This is a genomic window from Xanthomonas cassavae CFBP 4642 (assembly GCF_000454545.1).
Classification (GTDB): domain Bacteria; phylum Pseudomonadota; class Gammaproteobacteria; order Xanthomonadales; family Xanthomonadaceae; genus Xanthomonas; species Xanthomonas cassavae.
Genome location: NZ_CM002139.1, coordinates 4,946,431 through 4,968,382, shown reverse-complemented (window position 1 = coordinate 4,968,382; position 21,952 = coordinate 4,946,431). Strand labels below are relative to the sequence as shown.

Sequence of the window (21,952 nt, the reverse complement as noted above, 5' to 3'; positions counted from 1 at the left end):
CGACTTGCCACGGCCATGATGCAATCCACACCATGCCCAGAGCCGGTTTTACGTGCAGCGAGCAATTTTCATGGCTGAGAGTCGGGGCTAATCAGGTGCTGGGATGAAAGCAGTAGCTGGATGAGCCGGCGAAGTTGCGTCGACGTGCCTCGCGCACGCTCACTCCTTCCAGGGTCGGTACCTCGCCGTGATTGCGGCGACGCGCCAGGTCGGCGAAGTCGCGTGCATCGATCGAGGCAACCTGGGCAACGGCGCAGCGCTGCTGTCCGGCGCTGGCATACGCCGGCGCCCCGTTGCAGACCCAACCGTGTGGTGCAAGCAGGGTGGCATCGGCCTGCGCGCCGAGCTGCGGGCAGTTCTGCGCCAACTGCAGGCGGAACAGGCGGCCATCGCGTTCGGCCACCGCCAGCGTGCGCGCGTCGGCCTGGTGAAACTCCGAGACCTGGCGCGCATCCAGGCAACTGGCATCCGGCGCGGCGGGGCGCGCGGACTCTGCGGATGCAGTGAGCGCGGAACTGGCAAGCAAGGTGGTGCCAAGAGCGGCTACCAACACGTAGCGAGCGGTCGTCAGGTGGGTGCGGACGGCGCGGACGGCGCGGAGGGACCGGAGTGTACGGCTGGTACATGAGGATTCCGAGCACCGGCCGCGCCCGCCTGGCGGCCGCGCAGTAGTTTTGGTAGTTGCTCTTTGCAGAACCGCCGGGAGCACACGCATCACGCACACCCTTGGCAATGAGATGGCTGCATCATGTGCCGGCCCCGCTGCGCCTGCAAACGCGAGCGTAGCGGGGCCGCTACCTCAGTTCGCGTCCCATGTACGCAGCGGAGTTGGGTGGCGCCAGGTCGGCCGCTGGATCGCACGGCCAGCGTGATCTGCGTCAGTGCGGCTCGGGCGGATCCGAATCCAGCACCTGCAGCTTGCCGCCGGTGGTCTCCGGCAGGATACGCTGGTCGGTGGCGACCAGGACGACGCCGGGCGTCAGCAAGGGCAGCAGTTCGGCCAGGAACGCCGGCGGTACCTGCAGCCGCGCGATGGTGTCGGCATCCAGCGCCTGGCCTGCCGCGGCCGTGCTGCCGGGAATGCCGATGCGCATCCAGTTGGGCATGCGACGACCCGGCAGGCCTGCGATTTCGCCGGGCAAAAAGCCCTGGCCGACGATGAAGGCCTGCGTGCCCGGCGGCGCCGTGCCCGGCGGCGCTTGCACGGCGACCTGGGCACGCCCGATTTCCACGCCATTGCGGTAGACCAGCAATTGCTGGTCGGTGCTGCTGATCAGCATCGAGATCGGGCCGGTGGGCGCCAACGCCGGTTGCCATGCAAATGCCTGGCCGTTGGGCAGCGGCAGCAGCGGGCGCTCGGCGCCGGTGGTCGGGTCGATCGGGCTGAGCGCACGCGGATGCACCACATCGTCGGCGCTGATGCCGGCCTGCGCCACGACCACCACCATGCCCATGTTGGAATTGTCGAACAGCAGCCGGGCGAATTCCGATGGCAGGTGCACGCAGCCATGCGATTCCGGGTAGCCGGGCAGGCCGCCGGCATGCAGCGCCACGCCATCCCAGGTGAGCCGCTGCTGATACGGCATCGGCGCGGCGTTGTAGATGTTGGAGCGGTGATCCCGGTCCTTCTGCAGGATGGTGAACACCCCGGTGGGAGTCTCATGTCCGGGCTTGCCGGAGCTGATGGTGGACACGCCGATCAGGATGCCATTGCGATATGCATACGCGCGCTGTTCGGCGAGGCTGACGATCACCGCCATCGGTCCCCAGCCCTTGCTCACGCCACCCCAGATCCAGTCGCCCGGCTTCAGGTCGGCAGGCAGGGTATCCGCGGGACTGGACTGGCGGGCGCCCCAGAACGGTGCGGCGGCTGCGAAACCACTCACCAGCAACATGCACAGCAGCGCGAACGAGAGCAGGGGCCGCATCGGCGTTCCCATCAGGAGGGTCGCACCGATGCTAGCGGGCAGACGCGCGCGCGTCATCGGGGGATGCCGTGCGATGGGCGCGACATGCGAAGGTGGCGCCGCCCTGTCGTCAAGGCGACGCGTGCTACCTGGTGTGCGGCTGCAGGAATTCCGGCAGTGCGCATCGGTGGCGTAGTCGATCACGCTCGCAGTCCGATCGCCGCCGCATGGCAACGACGATCGGGCATGCGGGCGTGATGCTTACTCCGGCAACGCCGGATAATCGGTATAGCCCTTGGTGCCACCACCGTAGAGGGTGGACTGATCCACCTCGGCCAGCGGGGCGTGTTCGCGCAGGCGACGCACCAGATCCGGGTTGGCAATGAACGGGCGGCCGTAGGCGATGGCATCGGCATAGCCGCTGCTGATGGCATGCTCGGACATCGCGCGGTCGTAGCCGTTGTTGGCGATCCAGGCACCATCGAACTTTGCGCGCAGTGCAGCGTAGTCGAAGGCGATATTGTCGCGCGCACCGCCGGTGGCGCCTTCGATCACGTGCACGAACGCCAGGCCGCCGATCAGGTTCAGCCGCTCCACCGCACGTTCGAACAGCGGCTGCGGGCTGGAGTCGTGTGCGCCGTAGACCGGGGTGACCGGCGACAGGCGCACGCCGGTGCGCTCGGCACCGATCTCATCGGCGATGGCCTGTACCACTTCGACGAGCAGGCGGGTGCGGTTTTCGATATCGCCGCCGTAGGCATCGGTGCGCTTGTTGGAACCATCGCGCAGGAACTGGTCGAGCAGGTAGCCGTTGGCCGCATGCACTTCCACGCCATCGAAACCGGCCTCGATCGCATTGCGCGCGGCGATGCGGTAGTCCTCGATCAGTGCGGGGATTTCGTCCAGCGCCAATGCACGCGGTTCGGAAACGTCCTCGAAGCCGTTCTTGGTGTAGGTCTTGCCTTCTGCACGAATCGCGCTGGGCGCGACCGGCACTTCGCCCGGCGGCAGTACGCTGGTGTGCGAGACGCGGCCGACATGCCAGAGCTGCAACACGATCTTGCCGCCACGGCGATGCACCTCATCGGTGACCGCGCGCCAGCCGGCGACCTGTTCGGCGCTATGGATGCCCGGCGTATCCAGATAGCCCTGGCCGAGCGGACTGATCTGCGTGCCTTCGGCGACGATCAGGCCGGCAGTGGCGCGCTGGCCGTAGTATTCGGCGGCCAGGGGCGACGGAACCTGCCCGGCGCCGGCGCGGTTGCGCGTCAGCGGCGCCATGATCACGCGGTTGGCAAGGTCCAGCGCGCCCAGGCGCACCGGCGAGAACAGTGGGGATTGAGTGGATTTGGACATCAGCAACCAGTCGTTGTTGGATCACACGCAAGGCGCGGCGCCGCGCCGATCGCGGTGCTCCACAGCGATGGTGGCGGACCCAAGCGGATTCGAGCGACGCTGATAGGACACAGCGTCTCCCGGCGTACTGAAGTGGGCGAAACTGTGACAGGCAAGGCGTGCGGGCTGAATCGCCCGGGACATCGGCCTTTTCTGTATTGCTGCATTGCACAATAATAGGCCGCCCCGTCAATCTGGAGTCGGGCATGTCCGATATCGACCCTTCCGCCCCGCGCGTTCCCCGACGCGATTACGTGCTGATCCTGCTGGCGCTGGCGATGGGCGGCTTTGCGATCGGTATCAGCGAATTTTCCACGATGGGCCTGATGCCGCAGATTGCGCAGGGCCTGCAGATCAGCGAGCCGCAGGTGGGCCATGTCATCAGTGCCTACGCGCTGGGTGTGGTGGTCGGCGCGCCACTGCTGGCAGTTCTGGGCGCGCGCTGGCCGCGCCGCACCCTGTTGCTGCTGCTGATGGTGTTTTACGCAGTGGGCAATCTGGCCAGCGCGTTGGCGCCGAGCTATCACACCATGCTGCTGTGCCGCTTCGTCGCAGGCCTGCCGCATGGGGCGTATTTCGGCGTGGCCTCGTTGGTGGCCGCATCGATCAGCCCGCCCAACCAGCGCGCTACTGCGGTGGGACGCGTGCTGCTGGGCTTGAGCGTGGCGTTGCTGGTGGGCAATCCACTGGCGACCTGGCTGGGGCAGATCGTCAGCTGGCGCTGGGCGTATGCGTCGGTGTCGGTGATCGCATTGGGCACGGTCGCGGCGGTGGCCGCCTTGTTGCCGCCCGCGCCCGACGAGCCACGGCAGCAGCCGTTGCGCGAGCTGCGTGCGTTCAACCGGCCGCAGGTGTGGTTGGCGCTGGCAATCGGTGCCGTGGGATTTTCCGGCATGTTCTGCGTCTTCAGTTATCTGGCGCCGACGCTGACGGCGGTGACCGGCGTGGAGCCGGCGCGCATCCCGCTGGCCATGGCCGCCTTTGGCGTGGGCGGCGTGCTTGGCAGCATCCTGGGGGGCTGGCTGTTCGATCGCCTGCAGTTCCGCGCGGTGCCGGTGCTGCTGGGGTGGTCGATCGTGGTGATGCTGACGTTTCCGTTGGCCGCGCACTCGGGCCTGTGGGTGTTCGTCTCCATCGTCGCGGTGGGCACCATGGGCGCCCTGGCGCCTGCATTGCAGACCCGCCTGATGGATGTGGCCGCCGAAGCGCAAACCCTGGCGGCGGCGTCCAACCATGCGGCGTTCAATACCGCCAATGCGCTGGGGCCGTGGCTGGGCGGCATGGCCATCACCGCAAGCTGGGGCTGGACATCCACCGGCTACGTCGGCGCCGCCACCGCGCTGGGTGGCCTGCTGATCTATGCGGCAGCGGTCTGGCAGGAACAGCGTCAGCGCAGCGCGCTGGCCAGCTATTGAGGTGATCCGGTGTCGGGTCAGCCCCTGGCGGGCAACACGACGCCTCTGATATCGGTGTGCTCGGACAGCGCGCATGCGTGCAGGTGATGTCTGCCGGATGCGGTGATCTGCCGTTGCCTGCGTTGTTACTGCAGCGGTGCCAGTCACAGGCCAGGCCGGCCACGCGCTGAGTTCCGGCTCGCGCACAGCGCCATGCCGGCTGCACCGGTGCAGGTCGTGCCGGTGCCGGTCGTCCAGAGAGTGCGAAGGCCGGCGCTGCTATCGTGCGCGGCCATGTCTCATCCACGGTCATCTCACGACACGCCATCGAGACTGCGTGCCTGACCGCAAGCGGACCGAACCGTCATGACCGATTTCACTCCACCGCCATGGAAGCGCCCCAGCCCAAAACGCCAGGCCTCCACGCCGTTGACCGAGGCGCAGAAGGCCGCCGCCCGAAGGCGGGCAGAAGAGGCAGGGCGCCCGTATCCGAATCTGATCGACAACATGTGGGCCAGCCGGCAACCTAAGGAATCTTGATCTTGATGCGGTATTGGCATCGATGAATCGCAGTTCATCGGCCGCATGATGGCGTGAGGACATGACCCGCATCGCTCACATGCCGATTATGCGCGCGCGGCCAGCATTGAGCCGTACACACCGCCAAGGCATCGCAATCAACACACCGATTGCGCTGTTCTCCCGAAAACCAGCGCAACGCATCACCGCGCAGCGCGGCCCATGCAACCAGGAGCAACTATGAGCATTCAGAGCAAAACCGAGCACAGCCTCAACGACCTCATCGCCATTTCGCGCGACGGCAAGGACTTCTACGATGAAGCTGCTGGCAAGGTAGGCGATGCCGAGCTTGCGACGCTGTTCCGCCGCATCGCTGGCGTCAAGAGCGACATCGTCAGCAATTTGAGCAGCGTGGTGGCTTCGGTGGGCGGAACGCCGGAACAGCACGGCACCATGGTTGGCAGCATGCAGCAGTTCTACGGCAAGGTCCGTGCAACGCTTGGCGACACCAAGTACGGTTACGTGGCCGAATTGGAAGAATCGGAAGACCGTCTATTGAAGGCCTTTGACGAAACCATTGCCGATCAGGACACGCCGGCTGCCGCACGCGACGCCGCACTGCGTTTGTTGCCGGAAGTGCGTGCGTGCCATGACGTGATGCGCAACCGCAAGCATGCAATGAAGAACGCGGCGTAATGTCGCTGCAATACCGTGGTGCATCATCTTGATGCAGCTCCGGCGTAAATCGATACAGGCGGGAAACGGGTAGCGCGAGCTGCCCGTTTCTTTTTATGCAGGGTGCGACGTGCGGTGTGCGACGTCGGCCGCGCGGCGCTCTCCACCATGTGCCGCTCCACAAACGCGGCTGATCCACGGCGATACGTGCGACTACGGCGTACTCGGCAGGCATGGGGTCTGCTAGTATCCGCCGCCCTTCTTCAGCCAGGCCCGCGCAGGCGGACGTGGACATTCTCATGAAACAGCAGTTTCTCTCCCTGCCATCGGCCGAGGCACAGCTGTCGCTGGGCTTGGGCGAAGAGAAGCCTACCGAGCGGCTGTTCTTTGCGGTGATGGCAGATGCACAAACCGCCGAACGCGCGAGCGACATCGCCAATGGTGTGCTGCAGGCAGGGCAGGTGGAGGGAAAGCTGCTCGGGCGCGAGCGGCTGCACGTGACCTTGCATCACCTGGGCGACTACGCGGGCGGATTGCCGCCGTCGCTGGTCAGCCGGGCCAGTCAGGCTGCCGAACGCATTGCCCTGCCGGCCTTCGCTGTGGAATTCGATCGCGTCGGTACCTTCGGTGGGCGGCGCTCGCAATTGCCCTGCGTGTTGCGCGGCGAAGAGCGGGTGCGCGGGCTGTATGAGTTGCAGGGGGCATTGGGGCGGCAGCTGGCGCATGTGGGCATTGCCGGCGATGCGCAGTACATACCGCACATGACCCTGCTGTACTGCAATCAGACACTGCCGCAGCGGCGTTGCGAGGCGCTGGCCTGGACGGTGCGTGAATTTGCGTTGGTGCGCAGTTTCCTGGGGCAGTCGCGCTACCAGATCGAAGGGCGCTGGTCGCTGCACTGAACCACCGCGCCCATGGGCAGAGCGGCGCGCTACGCGCTAGCCTGCGCGCATGGATATCTCCGCACCGCTACCTTTGCATGCCGACCACCTGGCCGCACTGGAACAGGCCTATGCCACGCCTGCGCGCGCTTATCATCACTTCGGCCACGTGCGCGCACTGCTGCACCACTATGCCGAGGTCGCTGCCGGACCAGGCTGGCGGCAGCCGGTGGAGGTCTGGCTGGCAGTGCTGTTCCACGATGCGGTGTACCAGCCCGGGCGCAGCGACAACGAAGCGCAATCAGCGGCGTGGGCACTGGACTGCATCCCGCGTTGGTGGCCACGGGCCGAGGTGGACCTTGCGCGCGTGCAGACGCTGATCCTGCTCACCGCACGGCATGGCCAGCTGCAACCGACCGATGTCGACGAAGAGGCGGCGCTGTTTCTGGACTGCGACATGGCGATCCTGGCGGCACCGGCAGCGATTTTCGATGCCTACGACCGCGCAATCGCCGACGAGTACCGAGGACATGTGCCGGCGCTGCTGTTCCGCCTGAACCGGCGGCGTTTCCTGGCCGGTCTGCTCAAACGGCCGCGCATCTTTCTCAGCGCATATTTCCATGCCAACGCCGATGCCGCGGCGCGCGCCAATCTGCGTCGCCGGCTGGGCCGCTGATGGGCCAGTGCGCTGCGTTGCGCCGCCTCGGGAAGGCGGATCACGCACGCTACAATGGCCGCATGCACGAGCTCGCCGTTTCCACCGCCGATCCACGCCCGCAACCGCCGCAGGCGCCAGCGCCCAACGAGTGCTGCGAGAGCGGCTGCCCGCTGTGCGTGCACGATCTGTATGCCGAGGAGCTGACCCGCTACCGCCAAGCCCTGGCTGCCTGGGAAGCCCGCCAGCAGGCGCAGGCGCGGTGAGCGAAACACGGCGCTTCGCGGCACGTGCCGGAACACTTATCTTTGGACCACTTTCCCGATGGTGCGACATGCGACGACTTGAACGATGGAGCGCGTTCTGCGGCGCAGCGGTGTTGACGCTGTCGGGCATGGCTGCCGCGCAGGCCCCGGATCCGGTCAGCCACGGACGGTTCGAACAAGTGCCGGTGCTCATGCCCAAGGGCGAGCCAGAGCGTGTGGTGATCTGGCTGGCCGGTACCGGCAATGCCGGCCAGCGCCAGGCGCAGGCGCAGGCCCTGCGCGACGATGGCGCCATGGTCGCCGTGGTGGATACCGCCCATCTGTATGCGGCGCTGCGCAAGGCCGGCGGCACCTGCGCGTTCTCGGTCGGCGATGTGGAGAACTTTTCCCGCTATCTGCAGGCCTTCTATCACATCCCCACTTACCGCCTGCCGCTGCTGGTCGGTGATGGAGAAGGTGCTGCACTGGCGTACGCAATCGGCGCACAGGCCAAGCCGCATGTGCTGGCCGGCGTGCTCACCGACGGGGTGTGCCCGGCGGCGGTGTCCGATCAGGCGATCTGCCAGCCCGGCGTGCAGCCAGGGAGCAATCGCCTGATGCCGGTGCCGCTGCAGATTCCGTGGGTGCTTGCCGGCAGCCAGGACAAGCGGTGCCCTGCGCCGGCCGAACAGGCCTTTCTCAAGCAGATTCCGCAGGCGCGCACCTTCAAGCGCGCTGCGCGGGGCGACATCTTGCCCGGCCTGCGCGCGGCCGCCCGTTCGCTGGGCGACCAGCAGGGCGTGGCCTTGCCGCCGCCGCCGGATGGGCTGGCCGATCTGCCGGTGGTGGAATTGCCGGCCAGGCCGGACGGCGACAGCGACGACGACACCTTCGTGATCTTCGTGTCCGGCGACGGCGGTTGGGCGGGCCTGGACGAAGAAGTGGCCGATGCGCTCGCCGCGCAGGGCATTCCGGTGGTGGGGCTGGATTCGTTGCGCTACTTCTGGACCAAGCGCACTCCGCAGGGCTTTGCCACCGATCTGGACCGCATTGCGCGCGTCTACGCGCAACGCTGGCAGCGCAAGCGCGTGGTGTTGATCGGTTTTTCGCAGGGTGCCGACGTATTGCCGGCGGCGATCAACACGCTGCCCGCACCGACCAAGCAGAGCATCCGCATGACCGCGCTGCTGTCGGTGGGCAAGCTGGCCGACTACGAATTCCATGTCAGCAACTGGCTGGGCTCGGATGATGAAGGTCTGCCGATCGCGCCGGAAGTACAGCGTCTGCCGGCCGGCACCACAGTCTGCATCTACGGCCAGGACGACGACCATGCACTGTGCCCCAGCCTGCCTGCAGCCACTGCCAAGCGCGTGGCGCTGCCGGGCAATCACCATTTCAAGGGCGATTACGCGACCCTGGCCAGGGTGATCATGGAGCAGTTGCACGCACTGTCGAAGCCGTAAAAGAGCAGGGCATATGTGAGCTGGTTCGGCCCGACGCCGGGCCGATGCAGGTCAACGACCAGGTCGCCGCCGTTCGGTTCGGCCTCCGTCCAGCCTGGCGGGCGGCATTTATGCCGTCACACGGTCCCGCCCCCGGACGCGGCACCGCGCTCCCAAGATTGCGATCGCTGATCGGCAAGCAATGCCTTCAGGCACAGGTGCAAGCGCCCGAAGCAGAGCGAGGTATTCGCGTAGAACCGCAGGTATCGAGCGGCCTTACTCCTGCCGCCCAGGGTCCACCGAGATCAGGCGGGTGACATCCAGCAGTGCGGCCGGCAGATGCATGCCACCCGGTGCAACCAGGTAGCGCGGGCGCCAGCTCGGGGCGAACTTCGACTTGAAGCGGCGCAGCCCGCTGAAGCCGTAGAAACGCTCGCCGTGGCGCGCGACCAGGCTGGCGAAGCGGTTCCAGCGGCCGGCCAGGCGGTGCTCGGCCAGCCCGGACAGCGGTGCCATGCCCAGCGAGAAGCGCGTGTAGCCGTTGGCCTGGCCCCACCGGAACAACGCGATGAACAAAAAGTCCATCGTGCCCTTCGGCGCCTCGGCGCTATGCCGCATCAGGTCCACCGACAACTCGCCGCCGGCCGGCGCCCACCACACGTTGGCGAAGGCCACGATCCGGCCTTCCGCCTCGGCCACTGCGACCGGGAAACGACGCAGGTAGTCCGGATCAAAGCTGCCGAGCGAGAAGCCTTTTTCTTCGCCGGACTTTTCTTCCAGCCACTGCTCCGACACCTCGGACAGGCGCGGCAACACCGCATCCACCTGCTCGGGCTGCAGCATGCGGAAGGTCAGGCCACCGCGCTTGCCGCGGTTCCAGGCCTGGCGCAGGTCGGCACGGTCGCGGCCTTCCAGGGTGAAGTTTTCCAGCGGCACGATCGCCTCTTCGCCCAGCTTGACCAGGGTCATGCCCATGTCCAGATAGGTCTGCCAGTATTTTTCGCCGACCTGGTAGAACACCGGGCGCAGGCCCATGTGGTCGGCTTTCTCGCGAAAGCGCCAGATCAGCGCGCGCGCCACTTCCGGCGGCCCCACCGGGTCGCCCATCGAAATCAGCGAGCCGCCGTAGCGCTGCATCATCACGAAGCCGCGGCTCTGCTCATCCAGCAGGAAGGCCTTGTCTCCGGTCAGCGCCAGGCAGGCCTGGGTGTCGGTGCTGCTTTCCAGGATCGGCGCCAGCGTGGACAGCGTCTGCGTATCGGCCGCCGGCATCGGGCGCCTCCCACCGCGCAGCAAGCGCGCCATGCCGAACACGATCACGCCCACGCACAGGATCAACGCGGCGCGCAACGCACGCGGCGCATTGGCCGAGGTGGCGAACTGCCACCACAGGTCGTTGCTGTATTCGACATGGCTGTAGACGAAGAACAACAGCCAGAAGGTGGCCACCAGCACCAGGCCCAGATTGCTCAGCCAGCGCCATGACCAGGCTTCGTCCAGCAACGCGCCCTGGCGGTAGAACTCGCGCCGCGCCGCCCACAGCGCCACCGCTGCCAGCGCCGCCGATAGCGATACCGAGATATGGCTGCCGCGCAGCAGCGACAACGGCGGCAGCAGCACGCACACGCCCAGCGCCAGCATCCAGGCGGCATGGCTGCGGCGCTGCAGCCCCTGGCCGATCAGCAGCAGCATCATGCCGCCCAGGCTGACCAGCAGATGCGAGGTTTCGATCAGCGGCAGCGGCGCCACTTCCTGGCGCGCACGCGGGGTCGGCAGGGTGCCGTCGATCACCAGCGCCGCACCGACCGCGAACACCGCCAGCGCCAGGATCTGCGGCAGCCACGGACGCAAGGCCTTCCACACCGTGCGCGCGGTGCTGGCGCTGGCGCGGACCGGTGCCGCGCCCAGCCCCGAGGCCGCCGCCATGGCGACCGAGATCAGCAACGGCACGATGTAATAGGTGACGCGGTAGGCCAGCGCTGCGGCCAGCACGGCCGCAGGGGTGACATGCGGCAGCAGCTTGAGCAGGCTCCACTCGAACACGCCCAGGCCGGCCGGCACGGTGGAGATCAGGCCGGCCACCACGGCCACCAGCCAGATGCCGATGAAGCCGAAATAGCCGGTGCCCGGATCCGGCGGCAGCAGCACGTAGAATGCGGCCGCGGCCAGGCCCAGTTCGACCAGGCTGAGCGCGGTAACCCCGAGCACGGTGTTGCGATCAGGTAGCCAGAAGCGATGGCTGCGCAGGCCGAACTCGCGGCCCTGCTTGCCGACCAGCACCAGCATGGCCACGTAGCTGGTCAGCAGGGCGATGCCGGCAATACGGATGCCTTCAGCAGTGATCGGCAAGGCGCGCGCGGCCGCTTCCGGTTCCAGCATCAGCGCCAGCCCCAGCAGCACCCAGGCGCCGAAAATGAAGCCCAGCGTGCTCATCAGCACCACCTGGCCGATCTCGGCCAGGGTCAGCCCCACGCTGCCATAACCACGCAGGCGCACGGCGCCGCCGGTGAGCGCGGCAAAACCCAGGGTCTGGCCTACCGCGTGCGCCATGAACGCGGTGATGCCCACTCGCGCCGGATGCAGCCGCTTGCCGGTGCGCTTGAGCCCCACCCAGTCGAAGCCCACCAGGCAGGCGTAGCTGCTCAAGCCCAGCAACAACGTCAGAGCGATCTGGCCCGCACCCAGTGCACGGAACGCCTGACGGATCTGGCGATAGCCATGGTCGGTAAACTGTGCCGACAGCGCGTGCAGCGCCATCGCCAGGATCGCCAGGCTGATCAGGACCGGCAGGGCGCGACGCCAACCGCTGGCCGGCGCTTCGGAAGACACGGGGGTATCCGTCATGGGGGCAACGGGTTCTGTTCAAGAGGAAAGTAGGACGCATGCACGAGGCGTACCGCGTGCGCGGCGGGTCTGCATGGGCCAGCGGAGTGAAGGTGCATGCAGGGTGATCGCGTGAGTGCCGAGAAGGAGTGAATGCAGGTCGATGGCGCCGCCCCCTGTCGGCCCGGCGCGGCCGCGCGCATCATAGGGCATTGGCGCATACGCGTGCCGCGGGGGAGCAGGATGCACGAGGTCACGGTTTGGAAGGCAGACAGGCGGCGGATGAGCACGTCACAGCAAAGCGCGCCTGCAGCGCACCCCACCGCGGTCGATCTGCCGGCCTGGAGCGGCCGGGCGGGCGCGCTTGCCGCTGTGACGGGCGCCGCCTTCATCGGCCTGGTGCTGGCCCTGCAATGGCTGCGGGGCGACCTGGGCTGGATCGATGCGCAGTTGAGTGCCTACCTGCACGGCGCCTACGGCCTGCTGCTGCGCACCGCGTATTGCCTATTGGCTGCGGCAATGGCATGGCTGGCGTTGGGGATGTATGCGGCGCTGCAGCCGGCCGCACGCAGCCGCACCGTGCTGGGGCTGTTCTGGGTAGCGGCGCTGGGATTGTGCGCGGTGTCGATCGGCGACAGCTGGATGCCGGAGCTGGCGCCTGACGCGGCGAAGATGGTGCATGTGCTGTCGGCCGACGCCACCTTCCTGTGCGTGATCGCAGCGGTATTGCTGCAGTCCTGGTATTTTCGGCGTGATCGCGCATGGCGACAGCACTTCGCATCGGCATTCGGGGTGGGCTGTGCCGCGTTTGCGGCATTGCTGTTCCATGTCAGCGTAAGCGCCGCGCCACTGGGCATCAGCCAGAAGACCGCCATCGTGCTGATCGTGCTCTGGATGGTGCGTGTCGGGCTGTGGCTGGCGCGCCTGGTCGATGGCGGGGCTGCATGCGCTGCGCATTCGCGTGACAATGGCCGGGTCCACCAACCGTAGGAAGTCTGAAATGCTGCAGCGATTCGATGCGGGCCCGCGTATGTCCGAGATGACCGTCCATGGCGGCGTGTGTTATCTGGCCGGCCAGATTGCCGAGGACACCAGCGAAGACATCACCGGCCAGACCCGCCAGGTGCTGGGCGAGATCGACAAATTGCTTGCGCTGGCCGCCAGCGACAAGACCAAGATCCTGCGCGCGGAAATCTTCCTCGCCGACATCGGCGATTTCGATGGCATGAACAAGGCCTGGGACGAGTGGGTGCCGCACGGCTTCACCCCCGCACGCGCGACCGTGGAAGCCAAGTTGGCGCGGCCGGAGTGGAAGGTGGAAATCGTGATCACCGCTGCGGCGGGCTGACCGCGTTCCTGCGTCAAGCGGTCGACATGCGGTGCGCGCCGGTGCACGCACCGCTTCACTGCGACGACGTTGTTGCTGCAAACCTGCCGAAATGCGCAGATGCAAGTGGCGTGCGTGGCGACTGCCGTTAAAGCTTCCGCCTGAATCCAATCAGCGCTTGACGAAGCGGTAGTGCGCCACGCTCCATTCGCGGCCCTGGTCGTAGCCGAACAGTTCCGCGCAGGCCAGCCAGAACATGCGCCAGCGCTGCCACCAACGCTGTGCATCCTCGCCATAGGTCTGCTGCAACAGCGGCATGATCTGGTCGCGGTAGCGGTCCTGGTTTTCCAGCCAGGCATTGGCGGTTTTCTCGTAATGCTGGCCCGACAGGACCCAGCGCTGTTCGATGACCACGTCCTGCTGGAAATGCAGCAAGGTGTCGGCCGCCGGCATCAGCCCGCCGGTGAAGAAATGCCTGCCCATCCAGTTGTCTTCGCCGGCCACCTCGAACGGGTAGGCCAGGTCGCGGTGGCAGAAAATGTGCACGAACAGCTTGCCGCCCGGCGCCAGCCAGCTGCCCACGCGCGCGAGCAGGTCGCGGTAGTTGCGCATGTGTTCGAACATCTCCACCGACACCACACGGTCGAAAGTGACCGGCGGCAGCGCCAGCGCGTTGACGTCGGCAGTGATGACCTGCACGTTGCCCAGGCCGCGGAGACGGCATTGCTCCAGGATATGCGCGCGCTGCGGGCGCGAATTGGACACCGCGGCAATGCTGGCGTTGGGGTAACGCTCGGCCATCCACAACGTCAGCGAGCCCCAGCCGCAGCCCAGTTCCAGGATGCGCTGGCCATCGGCCAGCTCGGCGCGTTGCCCATACAGCGCCAGCATGCGTTCTTCGGCCGCGTCCAGGTCCGGTGTGCTGGCGTCCCAGTAGCAGCTGCTGTACTTCAGCCGCTTGCCCAGGCACAGGGTGAAGAACTGCGGCGGCAATTCGTAGTGCTGGCGGTTGGCCGCATCGGTTTCGATCGCGATGGCGCTGGCGCGCAGGCTATCGATGAAGGCGCGCTGGCGCTCGCCGTTGCCATCGGCGTCGTTGCCGCGCTCATCGCGCAGGCGCTGCGCGCACAGACGGCGGATGCCGTAGCGCAGCGCAGCGTCGGGCAGCACGCCGGATTCGGCCAGGCGCGTGGCGAACGCTTCGTCCGGGAGCGAGGAGGGCGGGGCGGTGACAGTGGACATGCAACTCTCCAGACAACTCAGGACGAAGGGGGCAGCGGGAAGAACGCGCTGGTGGTGCGTTGGTACTGCGCGTAGTCCTCTCCGCGCGAGCGCAGTGCCTGCTGCTCGGTGTAGGGAATGCCGGTAAAGCGATACAGGAACGCGAACATCACCACCGGCCCGAGCGCGCACAGCGCCACCGGCCAGGGCCCGGCGCCGACCGCCAAGGCCAGATAGGCGAACCAGTGCACGAACTCGAAAAAGTAATTGGGATGGCGCGAATACCGCCACAGTCCGTTGCGACAGGTCTTGCCGCGATTGGCCGGATCGGCCTTGTGCGCAGACAGCTGCCGGTCGGCCAGTGCCTCGCCACCGACCGCAATCAACCACACCACGACCGCCAACGCGCTCCAGAAGCTCCATGCCGGGTCAGGGTTGCTGGCCGCAGCCAGGAACGGCACCGCAAACAGCACCACCACCACCGCCTGGGCCAGGAAGAAGCCGAGGAACTTGCGCTGGTCGCCATTCCAATGCTCGCGCAGGGCGCGATACCGACCGTCTTCGTGCGGGTCGCCGAACACGCGCACGCCCAGATGCCAGGCCAGGCGCGCGCCCCACAGACCGCCAAGCACCGCCACCAACACGCGCGGCAGCAGCGCACCGTCGGATAGCCACGCGCAATACGGCGCAGCCGCCGCCAGGCAGGCGGCCCACAACACGTCCACCGGGCCGGCATTGCCGCTGCGGCGCTGCCATAGCCAGCCCAGCAGCATCACCCCACTTGCGAATACGCCCACATGCAGCAGCGGCCACACAGTCATTGCAGTTCTCCGGTCTTGGCATGCGGCCATGGTCGCGTCAGACGGCGTGCATACAGCGACAATACGCCGCACGCCACGCCCCAGCCGATGCCGGCGGCGAGGACCGCATGCAGCAACGGCGGCAACAGTTCCACTGCGTGCCAACTGCGCTGCGCCAGCCAATACGAAAGCGGGCCGAAGATGGCACCCAGCAGCACGGCCAACCACGGGCGTTGCATCACGCTGCGCAGCGAATGGTTGAGCGTGAGCGCAAAGCCCAGCCACAACGCCAGAATCCACGCCGGCGCCAGCACGCTACCCGGCCATGGCGTGGCATAGCGCACCCAGCCACCTGCCGCCAGCGTGGTGTCCAGCAGCAAACCCAGTGCCAATGCGGCGATCAGCAACGGCACATCGCCGGCCGCGCGTTTCGAGGGCCACAGTTGATACAGCGCAAACAGCGCCAGTACCAGCAGCGTTGGCCACACGCGCCCGTGCGCAGCGGCGGCCACCGCCACCACCCAGAGCACCTGCAAGCCGAGATAGTTGCCGAGCTGCTTCATGCCTCACGCAAGACCGGGCACGAACTGCGGTGGGCGCGCAGCGGGCTTGCTTAGCCATAGATGCACGTCGCCGATCGACCGCTCCAGAAAACCGGCTTCGCAATACGCCAGATAGAACTCCCACATGCGGATGAAGCGCTCGTCGTAGCCCAGTGCGCGCACCTGCGGCAGCTGCGCCATGAAGCGGTGCCGCCACGCACGCAAGGTCAACGCATAACTCGGGCCGATGTCCTCCAGATGGAACAGGCGCAGATCGCTGGCGCGCGCCACCGCGCCGGTCATCGCCGCGACCGACGGAATGAAGCTGCCGGGGAAGATATGCCGCTTGATGAAGTCCACCGACTGCAGCGCCTGCTTGTAGCGGTGGTCCTCGATGGTGATGGCCTGGATCAGCGCCTCGCCATCGTCGGCGAGCAGGCTGCCGACCTTGGCGAAGTAGGTGTCCAGATACTGGTGGCCGATCGCCTCGATCATCTCGATCGACACCACGCGGTCGAAGCGGCCCTGCAGGTCGCGGTAGTCGCTCAACAACACGGTAACCCGGTCGCTCAGGCCGGCATCGGCGATGCGTTGGTTCGCCAGGTCGAACTGCTCGCGCGAAATGGTGGTGGTGGTGACGCGGCAGCCGTGTTCGCGCGCCGCATGCAGGGCAAAACCGCCCCAGCCGGTGCCGATCTCGACCACGTGGTGCTGCGGACCCAGGCGCAGTTTCCGGCAGATGCGTTCGAGCTTGCGCGTGGCCGCACGCTCCAGTGCCGCTTCGCCTTGCGCTTCTTCGCCATCGACGAAGATCGCCGACGAGTACATCAGGTTCTCGTCCAGAAACAATTTGAACAGCGGGTTGCCCAGATCGTAGTGCGCGGCGATATTGCGCCGGCTGCCGCTGCGGGTGTTGCGGGCCAGCGCATGCAGGCTGCGCATGGCCCAGCCGCCGAGGCGCGCGGTACCGGTTTCCATCGCATCCAGGCGGTCGCGATTGCGCAGCAGCACGCGCATCAGCCCGACCAGATCGTCGCATTGCCATTGTCCGTCCATGTACGACTCGCCGGCACCCACGCTGCCGTTGAGCGCGGCCTGGCGATAGAAGCCGGGGTCGGTCACGTGCAGCTGCACCTGCAGGGCGTTCGCGCCGCTGGCAGTGCCCAGCGTGGTGATGCCGTCGGCGTCGTGCAGCTGCAATTGCCCGTCGCGCAGCTCGCCCAGTGTGGCCACCAGGCGCTTGCGCAGCAGCCGGTCCGTCCAGGAAGCCGCGCGGGGTACAGCAGTATCGGGCAGGGACGTGGCGTTCATCGGCGATCTCGCACAGGCGGGTGGGGGTGGTCATGCACAGGGTTGCCGCGCAGCCACAGGCGCACGGCCTGCCAGTGGATGGCGAGCACCACCTGCACGGTCATCAAGGGGTAGGCGAGCAAGGTGCGCGCCAGGGTGCGTGCGGTCAGTGGCTGACGTTGCAGGACCAGCGTGGCATCGAAGCGGCGCGTGCGGCTGTTGTCGATCGCGCGGTCAGCGGCAGCATCGGTGGCGTCCAGCACGTCCATATGCACACGCAGTTGCGCGGCCGGCACGCTGAAGCGCCAGTCGTACTGATGCTGCATGCCCATGAACGGCGAGACGTGGAAGTGCTTGTCGAACCGCCAGGCATGCACATCGCGATGCGTGCGCGCCTGCGCCACCGGCAGCACATAGGCGTGGCGTTGCTGCCACGGCGTGTTGGTGATTTCCGCCACGATCCAGCGCAGGCCGTCATGCCGGTCGAAGCAGTAATAGAAGCTCACCGGGTTGAACACGTGGCCGAAGTAGCGCAGATGCGTCAGCAGCCGGATCGCACCGTCCGGCCGCTCGCCGGTGTGCGCCTGCACGCACTCACGCACGGCCTGATCCAGCGGAATGGCCGGGTCGCCCAGGTAATCGCTGCGACGGAACTGCGCCAGGTTGGCGCGCTCCACCGACCATAGCCAGCGGCCCGAGAACACCTGATCGAGCTCGGACAGATCTAGGTACAGCAGGAACAGCCGGTAGCGGAACGCCAGCGGCTTGGGCGCGAATCGCCGGTGCCGTACCCAGCCGGTGTAGATCGCGCTGCGCAAGCCACCCGCCACGCTGCCGGCACCGCTGTCCTCACCGGGAGGCAGCGGCACGGCATCGGTGCTGGCTTCGCGCAGCAGGTGCATTACCAGCTCACTCCCAGGCCATGCGCCACATCCACGCCGCTGCGCAGGCCGTCTTCGTGGAAGCCGAAGCCCCAGGCCGCACCGGCAAACCAGGTGTGCCGCCTGCCCTGAATCTCGGACTTGCGGCCCTGTGCCGCCAGCGCGGCGGCGTTCTGCACCGGATGCCGATAGCGCATGCGCCGCAGCACCTTGGCCGGGTCGATGTCGTGATCGCGGTTGAGGGAGACAATGAAGGGCTGGGGTGCGTCGATCGATTGCAGCGCGTTCATCCAGTAACTCACCGTGCAGGGCGCTTGCGGGTCGGCCGGCACATGCGCGTTCCAGGCCGCCCAGGCGCGCCGGTCGCGCGGCAGGATGCGGGCATCGGTGTGCAGCACGGTGTCGTTGTTCTGGTAGGTGATGCCGCCCAGGATCTGCTGTTCGGCCTCGGACGCATCGCTGAGCAATGCCAGCGCATCGTCGGCGTGGCAGGCCAGCACCACCTCGTCGAAATGCTCCTGCCCACGCAGCGAGCTCACCACCACGCCATCGGGCGTACGGCCGATGCCATGCACCGGCGTGGACAGCCGCTCGAGCACCTGCCAGCGCCGCCGCAGCGCACGCACGTAGCTGCTGGAGCCGCCGCGCACCACCTGCCACTGCGGCCGCCCGCTGATCTGCAGCATGTGGTGGTTGGCCATGAAGCCGATCAACTGGCCCATCGGAAATTCGAGAATGGTCTGCGATGGCGAGGACCATAGCGCCGACGCCATCGGCACCAGATGCTGATCGCGAAACGCGTCCGAATAGCCGTGCCGCTGCAGATACGCGCCCAGCGTGCTGAAACGCTCGTCGCCATGCAGCACCGCCGGTGCCTGCCGATAGAAGCGGCGCAGGTCGGCCAGCATGCCCCAGAAGCGGGGGCTGAGCAGGTTGCGGCGCTGGCAGAACAGCCCGTTCAAGGTGCCTGCGTTGTATTCAAGCCCGCTGCGCGCATCGTGCACCGAAAAGCTCATCGTGGTTGGCTGCGCGGCCACGTCGAGCTCGGCAAACATGCGCGTGAGCAGCGGGTAGTGCTGCGGGTTGAACACGATGAAGCCGCTGTCCACCGCGTAGCGCTGTCCGTCCAGTTGGATCTCGTGGGTGTGGGTGTGCCCGCCCAGGTAATCGGCGGCTTCGAACACCGTGACCTCGTAGCGGCGCGACAGCAGCCACGCCGCGCCCAGGCCGGCAATGCCGCTGCCGACCACGGCAATCCTGCGCTCGCTCATTGGCTCACCCGTCGGCCACGGCTGACCAGCGACACCGGCATCGGCTTGAGATCCCAGACCAGGCCCACCCACGACATCGCGGTGAGCCCGTACCAGGTCATGTCGTACTCCCACCAGCGCAGGCCCTGGCGTGCGGAGCCGGGATAGAAGTGGTGGTTGTTGTGCCAGCCTTCGCCGAAGGTGAGCAACGCCAGCAGCCAGTTGTTGCGGCTGTCGTCGCGGGTGTCGAAGCGCCGGCTGCCGAAGCGGTGCGCCAGCGAATTGATGGTGAAGGTGGCATGGAACAGTGCCACGGTGGATAGCACGAACCCCCACACCAGCAGCTGTGGACCATTGGTGTGCAGGCCCGGTGCGGCACTGTCCAGCCAGCTGCCGAGCAGGTACAGGCCAACCGCCAGCAGCACCGGCATCACGATGTCGAAGCGGTCCAGGAAGCGCAGCTCGGCAAAACGACGCAGGTCCGGGATGACCTCCCAGTCGGTGCGGAAATTGCGCGGGGTCAGGAACCAGCCGGTGTGGCTCCACCAGAAACCGTGCTGGGCCGGCGAATGCGGATCGCGACCGGTATCGGTATGCCGGTGATGGTTGCGGTGATGCGCGGCCCACCATAGCGGCCCACGTTGTACGCAGGTGGCGCCGATGGCGGCAAACACGAACTGCAGCACGCGCGAGGTCTTGAAGGCGCGATGCGAAAAGTAGCGGTGGTAGAAGCCGGTGAGCGCGAACATGCGCAGTGCATACAACGCCAGCCCCGTGCCGACCGCAAACCACGATGCACCGACCCAGAACACCGCCAGGCAGGCCAGGTGCAGCGCGATGAAGGGCAGGGCGCGCAGCCAGTCGATGCGGTCTGCGCGCGCCTCGTCCAACGGGCCATCGGCCTGCGAATCCACCCAGCGGCGCAGGCTGCCCAGACGGCCGGCAAGTCCGCCACGCCGACGCGAGGGGCTGGGCCGGGGCGAGGCGGCGTGAGGGTCGATTCCGGTACTCGGCACGCATCAATCTCCGTGTGTAGTCGTGACCTGTACGGGAGCGGCCGGCAAACAGATGCACCCGCCCGGTCGATCGCACCCCCGCTCAGGTCGTGGCGGTCAGCCTCGCACGGGAATCGCGGAACTGCGCGCTTGCACGCGGCGATCGCACCATCGCGCATGGCGATATGTGCGCGCAGTATCGGTAACACGTAATGAGGCTGCTTGTGAATACGGCTGCCTGCGCATGGATCGCAGGCAGCCGTGGCCTTGCTGGCTCAGGGCGCCATTGCCAGCGTGCTGATGCCGCCCTTGGCGACCACCGTACCGGTCGCCACGCCACCTGGCGCACCGCCCGGCGGTTCCAGCGTCACTGCCAGGATCGCCTCGTTGCTGAGCATGGGCATCAGCTGGTCGGGAATCTGTGCGCGGCGTGCCCGCTGATCGTCGAAGGTGCCCATCGAATGGGCCTTGCCATCGGGCGTGATCAGCCACAGCTCGGGCACCTTGTCGGCGGTGGCGGTGCGGTCCAGCGGTGTCACCGTGATGGTGTGCTTGTCGGCATCCATCAGCGCCACGTAGCCCGGACGCCCGTCTTCGGTCGCCAGGGTCGAGGTCATCGCAATGCCGGTCGCCGGCGGCGTGGTCGCCGCAGGCGGGGTGACCGGCGTCTGCAAAACGGGTGTGTCGCGCGGCAGCGGCTGCACGGGCGCAGTACGCAGGTTGAACAGCGCCAGCACGCAGACCGCCGCGGTAGCCACGCCAGCGGCGCTGGCCCCGCGCCAGAAGCGCAGATTGTTCCAGAGCGGGGCGGGCGGCGTGCCGGTGCTTGCAGGCGCTGCGACCGGTACGGCGCGTAGCGGCGTGTCGAAGCCCAGCGTCTGGCGCACGCGTGCCCAGACCTGGTCCGGCGGTGTCACCGCGGCGATCTCTTCCAGCAGCGGGGCCAGATGGTCCTCCCACTGCAGCACCGCCTGGGCGAACGGGGCATCGGTGGCAATGCGCTGCTCGGCCGCCAGACGCTCGTCGGCGCTGAGCAGGCCCAGCACGTACTCGCCGGCCAGCACGTCGCGCGGTGGTTCCTGGTCGATGGGAAAGGGCGTGCTCATCGTTCCAGACATGCCTTGAGTTTGGCCAGGCTACGGCGGATCCAGCTCTTGACCGTGCCGATGGGTGTGTCGGTGCGTGCGGCGAGTTCTTCGTAGGTGATGCCTTCGAAGAACGCAGTACGAATCAGCTCGCTACGCGGCGGCTCCAGCTCGGCCAGGCAGTGGTCGATGCGGCGGCGCGTGCTGGCGCGTTCGGTTCGCTCGAGCGGCAGCGCATCGTGGTCGCGCAGCTCGCCGGCATCGTCCAGCGCCACGTTGCGGCGCTGCGGTGCGTTGGCGCGCAGATGGTCGATGGCCTTGTTGCGCGCGATCATTGCCAGCCAGGTCAGCCCGCGGGCACGGCTGGGGTCGAATTGACCGGCCTTGTGCCAGATCAGCGTAAACACGTCCTGCAGCACTTCCTCGGCTTCGGCGCGTTGCGGGATCAACCGCAGGCACACGCCGAACAGCTTGGGCGAGGTCTGCCGGTACAGCGCTTCGAAGGCATGCCGGTCGCCGCCCGCGGTTGCGGTCAGCAGGCGTCCGGTCTCATCGTCGTCGTGGCCAGGAATGGCACTCATGCGGTCGGGCGTCGGGAGAGGTGAGCGAGATGCTACCGGACTGG

General features: G+C 67.1%; 22 protein-coding genes and 1 other RNA gene. 9 read left to right on the top strand and 14 right to left on the bottom strand.

Annotated elements, in window-relative coordinates:
- Window positions 1-91 precede the first annotated feature (91 nt).
- The 4 genes from XCSCFBP4642_RS0122165 to XCSCFBP4642_RS0122155 all read right to left on the bottom strand — a co-directional run bounded on the left by XCSCFBP4642_RS0122165 (window position 92) and on the right by XCSCFBP4642_RS0122155 (window position 3,263).
- Window positions 92-553, bottom strand: a complete 462-nt coding sequence (locus tag XCSCFBP4642_RS0122165; protein WP_228325666.1) for a DUF6491 family protein — start codon at window positions 551-553, stop codon at window positions 92-94.
- Window positions 542-626: non-coding RNA, sX9 sRNA (locus XCSCFBP4642_RS27850), on the bottom strand. Before XCSCFBP4642_RS27850 ends, XCSCFBP4642_RS0122165 begins: the two co-directional genes overlap by 12 nt.
- A gap of 252 nt (window positions 627-878) precedes the next feature.
- Window positions 879-1,928, bottom strand: a complete 1,050-nt coding sequence (locus XCSCFBP4642_RS0122160; protein ID WP_029221699.1) for a L,D-transpeptidase — start codon at window positions 1,926-1,928, stop codon at window positions 879-881.
- A 240-nt stretch (window positions 1,929-2,168) separates the two neighbouring features.
- A complete protein-coding gene (locus XCSCFBP4642_RS0122155) occupies window positions 2,169-3,263 on the bottom strand; it encodes an alkene reductase (protein ID WP_029221698.1) in 1,095 nt (364 codons plus the stop codon).
- 245 nt (window positions 3,264-3,508) lie between these two features.
- Between XCSCFBP4642_RS0122155 and XCSCFBP4642_RS0122150 the strand changes: the two genes are divergently transcribed.
- The 7 genes from XCSCFBP4642_RS0122150 (at window position 3,509) to XCSCFBP4642_RS0122125 (ending at window position 9,134) form a co-directional block, all read left to right on the top strand.
- Window positions 3,509-4,717 (top strand): MFS transporter, encoded by a 1,209-nt coding sequence (locus XCSCFBP4642_RS0122150; RefSeq protein ID WP_029221697.1) that lies wholly within the window; start codon window positions 3,509-3,511, stop codon window positions 4,715-4,717.
- A 580-nt stretch (window positions 4,718-5,297) separates the two neighbouring features.
- Window positions 5,298-5,459 (top strand): hypothetical protein, encoded by a 162-nt coding sequence (locus XCSCFBP4642_RS29315; protein WP_160170401.1) that lies wholly within the window; start codon window positions 5,298-5,300, stop codon window positions 5,457-5,459.
- Window positions 5,456-5,911 (top strand): PA2169 family four-helix-bundle protein, encoded by a 456-nt coding sequence (locus tag XCSCFBP4642_RS0122145; protein ID WP_029221696.1) that lies wholly within the window; start codon window positions 5,456-5,458, stop codon window positions 5,909-5,911. Before XCSCFBP4642_RS29315 ends, XCSCFBP4642_RS0122145 begins: the two co-directional genes overlap by 4 nt.
- A 278-nt stretch (window positions 5,912-6,189) precedes the next feature.
- On the top strand, window positions 6,190-6,792 hold the full coding sequence (locus tag XCSCFBP4642_RS0122140) for a 2'-5' RNA ligase family protein (RefSeq protein ID WP_029221695.1): 603 nt from the start codon (window positions 6,190-6,192) through the stop codon (window positions 6,790-6,792).
- A gap of 49 nt (window positions 6,793-6,841) precedes the next feature.
- Window positions 6,842-7,447 carry an HD domain-containing protein gene (locus XCSCFBP4642_RS0122135; RefSeq protein WP_029221694.1) on the top strand — a complete coding sequence of 202 codons (606 nt, stop codon included), beginning with the start codon at window positions 6,842-6,844 and terminating at the stop codon, window positions 7,445-7,447.
- 62 nt (window positions 7,448-7,509) lie between these two features.
- Window positions 7,510-7,692 (top strand): oxidoreductase-like domain-containing protein, encoded by a 183-nt coding sequence (locus XCSCFBP4642_RS0122130; RefSeq protein WP_029221693.1) that lies wholly within the window; start codon window positions 7,510-7,512, stop codon window positions 7,690-7,692.
- Window positions 7,693-7,760: 68 nt separating this feature from the next.
- The gene (locus tag XCSCFBP4642_RS0122125) at window positions 7,761-9,134 is read left to right on the top strand and encodes a virulence factor (RefSeq protein WP_029221692.1); all 1,374 of its coding nucleotides are present in this window, start codon (window positions 7,761-7,763) and stop codon (window positions 9,132-9,134) included.
- 255 nt (window positions 9,135-9,389) lie between these two features.
- Here XCSCFBP4642_RS0122125 and mprF read toward each other — a convergent pair whose 3' ends face one another.
- Entirely contained in the window at window positions 9,390-11,957 is a 2,568-nt protein-coding gene (gene mprF, locus XCSCFBP4642_RS0122120) for a bifunctional lysylphosphatidylglycerol flippase/synthetase MprF (protein WP_029221691.1), read from the bottom strand.
- A 261-nt stretch (window positions 11,958-12,218) separates the two neighbouring features.
- On the opposite strand from mprF, the gene XCSCFBP4642_RS25590 reads away from it, so the two are divergent.
- Both XCSCFBP4642_RS25590 and XCSCFBP4642_RS0122110 read left to right on the top strand, forming a co-directional pair.
- On the top strand, window positions 12,219-12,926 hold the full coding sequence (locus tag XCSCFBP4642_RS25590; protein WP_053329611.1) for a DUF998 domain-containing protein: 708 nt from the start codon (window positions 12,219-12,221) through the stop codon (window positions 12,924-12,926).
- A 10-nt stretch (window positions 12,927-12,936) separates the two neighbouring features.
- The gene (locus tag XCSCFBP4642_RS0122110) at window positions 12,937-13,284 is read left to right on the top strand and encodes a RidA family protein (protein WP_029221690.1); all 348 of its coding nucleotides are present in this window, start codon (window positions 12,937-12,939) and stop codon (window positions 13,282-13,284) included.
- A gap of 150 nt (window positions 13,285-13,434) precedes the next feature.
- On the opposite strand, the gene XCSCFBP4642_RS0122105 is transcribed toward XCSCFBP4642_RS0122110, so the two are convergent.
- The 9 genes from XCSCFBP4642_RS0122105 to XCSCFBP4642_RS0122065 all read right to left on the bottom strand — a co-directional run bounded on the left by XCSCFBP4642_RS0122105 (window position 13,435) and on the right by XCSCFBP4642_RS0122065 (window position 21,908).
- Complete coding sequence (locus XCSCFBP4642_RS0122105; RefSeq protein ID WP_029221689.1) at window positions 13,435-14,505, bottom strand: SAM-dependent methyltransferase; 1,071 nt, start codon at window positions 14,503-14,505, stop codon at window positions 13,435-13,437.
- 17 nt (window positions 14,506-14,522) lie between these two features.
- Window positions 14,523-15,305, bottom strand: a complete 783-nt coding sequence (locus XCSCFBP4642_RS0122100) for a DUF1295 domain-containing protein (RefSeq protein ID WP_029221688.1) — start codon at window positions 15,303-15,305, stop codon at window positions 14,523-14,525.
- Window positions 15,302-15,847 (bottom strand): DUF2878 domain-containing protein, encoded by a 546-nt coding sequence (locus tag XCSCFBP4642_RS0122095; RefSeq protein ID WP_029221687.1) that lies wholly within the window; start codon window positions 15,845-15,847, stop codon window positions 15,302-15,304. Before XCSCFBP4642_RS0122095 ends, XCSCFBP4642_RS0122100 begins: the two co-directional genes overlap by 4 nt.
- Window positions 15,848-15,850: 3 nt before the next feature.
- Complete coding sequence (locus tag XCSCFBP4642_RS0122090; RefSeq protein WP_029221686.1) at window positions 15,851-17,137, bottom strand: SAM-dependent methyltransferase; 1,287 nt, start codon at window positions 17,135-17,137, stop codon at window positions 15,851-15,853.
- On the bottom strand, window positions 17,134-18,018 hold the full coding sequence (locus tag XCSCFBP4642_RS0122085; protein ID WP_029221685.1) for a DUF1365 domain-containing protein: 885 nt from the start codon (window positions 18,016-18,018) through the stop codon (window positions 17,134-17,136). The genes XCSCFBP4642_RS0122090 and XCSCFBP4642_RS0122085 overlap by 4 nt, the downstream gene beginning before the upstream one ends.
- Window positions 18,018-19,268, bottom strand: coding sequence for an NAD(P)/FAD-dependent oxidoreductase (locus XCSCFBP4642_RS0122080; RefSeq protein ID WP_029221684.1), 1,251 nt, complete (start codon window positions 19,266-19,268; stop codon window positions 18,018-18,020). The genes XCSCFBP4642_RS0122085 and XCSCFBP4642_RS0122080 overlap by 1 nt, the downstream gene beginning before the upstream one ends.
- Window positions 19,265-20,263, bottom strand: coding sequence for an acyl-CoA desaturase (locus XCSCFBP4642_RS0122075; protein WP_029221683.1), 999 nt, complete (start codon window positions 20,261-20,263; stop codon window positions 19,265-19,267). The genes XCSCFBP4642_RS0122080 and XCSCFBP4642_RS0122075 overlap by 4 nt, the downstream gene beginning before the upstream one ends.
- Before the next feature lie 254 nt (window positions 20,264-20,517).
- Window positions 20,518-21,348 (bottom strand): anti-sigma factor, encoded by an 831-nt coding sequence (locus tag XCSCFBP4642_RS0122070; RefSeq protein WP_029221682.1) that lies wholly within the window; start codon window positions 21,346-21,348, stop codon window positions 20,518-20,520.
- Window positions 21,345-21,908, bottom strand: coding sequence for a sigma-70 family RNA polymerase sigma factor (locus XCSCFBP4642_RS0122065; RefSeq protein WP_029221681.1), 564 nt, complete (start codon window positions 21,906-21,908; stop codon window positions 21,345-21,347). Before XCSCFBP4642_RS0122065 ends, XCSCFBP4642_RS0122070 begins: the two co-directional genes overlap by 4 nt.
- Window positions 21,909-21,952: the final 44 nt, after the last annotated feature.

What these genes read in the sequence shown, in the direction of transcription:
- XCSCFBP4642_RS0122135 (WP_029221694.1), top strand. Translation starts at nt 6,842, where the DNA reads ATGGATATCTCCGCACCGCTACCTTTGCATGCCGACCACCTGGCCGCA.
- XCSCFBP4642_RS0122070 (WP_029221682.1), bottom strand. Translation starts at nt 21,348, where the DNA reads ATGAGCACGCCCTTTCCCATCGACCAGGAACCACCGCGCGACGTGCTG.
- XCSCFBP4642_RS0122090 (WP_029221686.1), bottom strand. Translation starts at nt 17,137, where the DNA reads ATGAACGCCACGTCCCTGCCCGATACTGCTGTACCCCGCGCGGCTTCC.
- XCSCFBP4642_RS0122155 (WP_029221698.1), bottom strand. Translation starts at nt 3,263, where the DNA reads ATGTCCAAATCCACTCAATCCCCACTGTTCTCGCCGGTGCGCCTGGGC.
- XCSCFBP4642_RS0122095 (WP_029221687.1), bottom strand. Translation starts at nt 15,847, where the DNA reads ATGAAGCAGCTCGGCAACTATCTCGGCTTGCAGGTGCTCTGGGTGGTG.
- XCSCFBP4642_RS0122130 (WP_029221693.1), top strand. Translation starts at nt 7,510, where the DNA reads ATGCACGAGCTCGCCGTTTCCACCGCCGATCCACGCCCGCAACCGCCG.
- XCSCFBP4642_RS0122080 (WP_029221684.1), bottom strand. Translation starts at nt 19,268, where the DNA reads ATGAGCGAGCGCAGGATTGCCGTGGTCGGCAGCGGCATTGCCGGCCTG.
- XCSCFBP4642_RS25590 (WP_053329611.1), top strand. Translation starts at nt 12,219, where the DNA reads ATGAGCACGTCACAGCAAAGCGCGCCTGCAGCGCACCCCACCGCGGTC.
- XCSCFBP4642_RS0122145 (WP_029221696.1), top strand. Translation starts at nt 5,456, where the DNA reads ATGAGCATTCAGAGCAAAACCGAGCACAGCCTCAACGACCTCATCGCC.
- XCSCFBP4642_RS0122085 (WP_029221685.1), bottom strand. Translation starts at nt 18,018, where the DNA reads ATGCACCTGCTGCGCGAAGCCAGCACCGATGCCGTGCCGCTGCCTCCC.
- XCSCFBP4642_RS0122125 (WP_029221692.1), top strand. Translation starts at nt 7,761, where the DNA reads ATGCGACGACTTGAACGATGGAGCGCGTTCTGCGGCGCAGCGGTGTTG.
- XCSCFBP4642_RS0122065 (WP_029221681.1), bottom strand. Translation starts at nt 21,908, where the DNA reads ATGAGTGCCATTCCTGGCCACGACGACGATGAGACCGGACGCCTGCTG.
- XCSCFBP4642_RS0122160 (WP_029221699.1), bottom strand. Translation starts at nt 1,928, where the DNA reads ATGCGGCCCCTGCTCTCGTTCGCGCTGCTGTGCATGTTGCTGGTGAGT.
- XCSCFBP4642_RS0122140 (WP_029221695.1), top strand. Translation starts at nt 6,190, where the DNA reads ATGAAACAGCAGTTTCTCTCCCTGCCATCGGCCGAGGCACAGCTGTCG.
- XCSCFBP4642_RS0122110 (WP_029221690.1), top strand. Translation starts at nt 12,937, where the DNA reads ATGCTGCAGCGATTCGATGCGGGCCCGCGTATGTCCGAGATGACCGTC.
- XCSCFBP4642_RS0122105 (WP_029221689.1), bottom strand. Translation starts at nt 14,505, where the DNA reads ATGTCCACTGTCACCGCCCCGCCCTCCTCGCTCCCGGACGAAGCGTTC.
- XCSCFBP4642_RS29315 (WP_160170401.1), top strand. Translation starts at nt 5,298, where the DNA reads ATGACCCGCATCGCTCACATGCCGATTATGCGCGCGCGGCCAGCATTG.
- mprF (WP_029221691.1), bottom strand. Translation starts at nt 11,957, where the DNA reads ATGACGGATACCCCCGTGTCTTCCGAAGCGCCGGCCAGCGGTTGGCGT.
- XCSCFBP4642_RS0122100 (WP_029221688.1), bottom strand. Translation starts at nt 15,305, where the DNA reads ATGACTGTGTGGCCGCTGCTGCATGTGGGCGTATTCGCAAGTGGGGTG.
- XCSCFBP4642_RS0122150 (WP_029221697.1), top strand. Translation starts at nt 3,509, where the DNA reads ATGTCCGATATCGACCCTTCCGCCCCGCGCGTTCCCCGACGCGATTAC.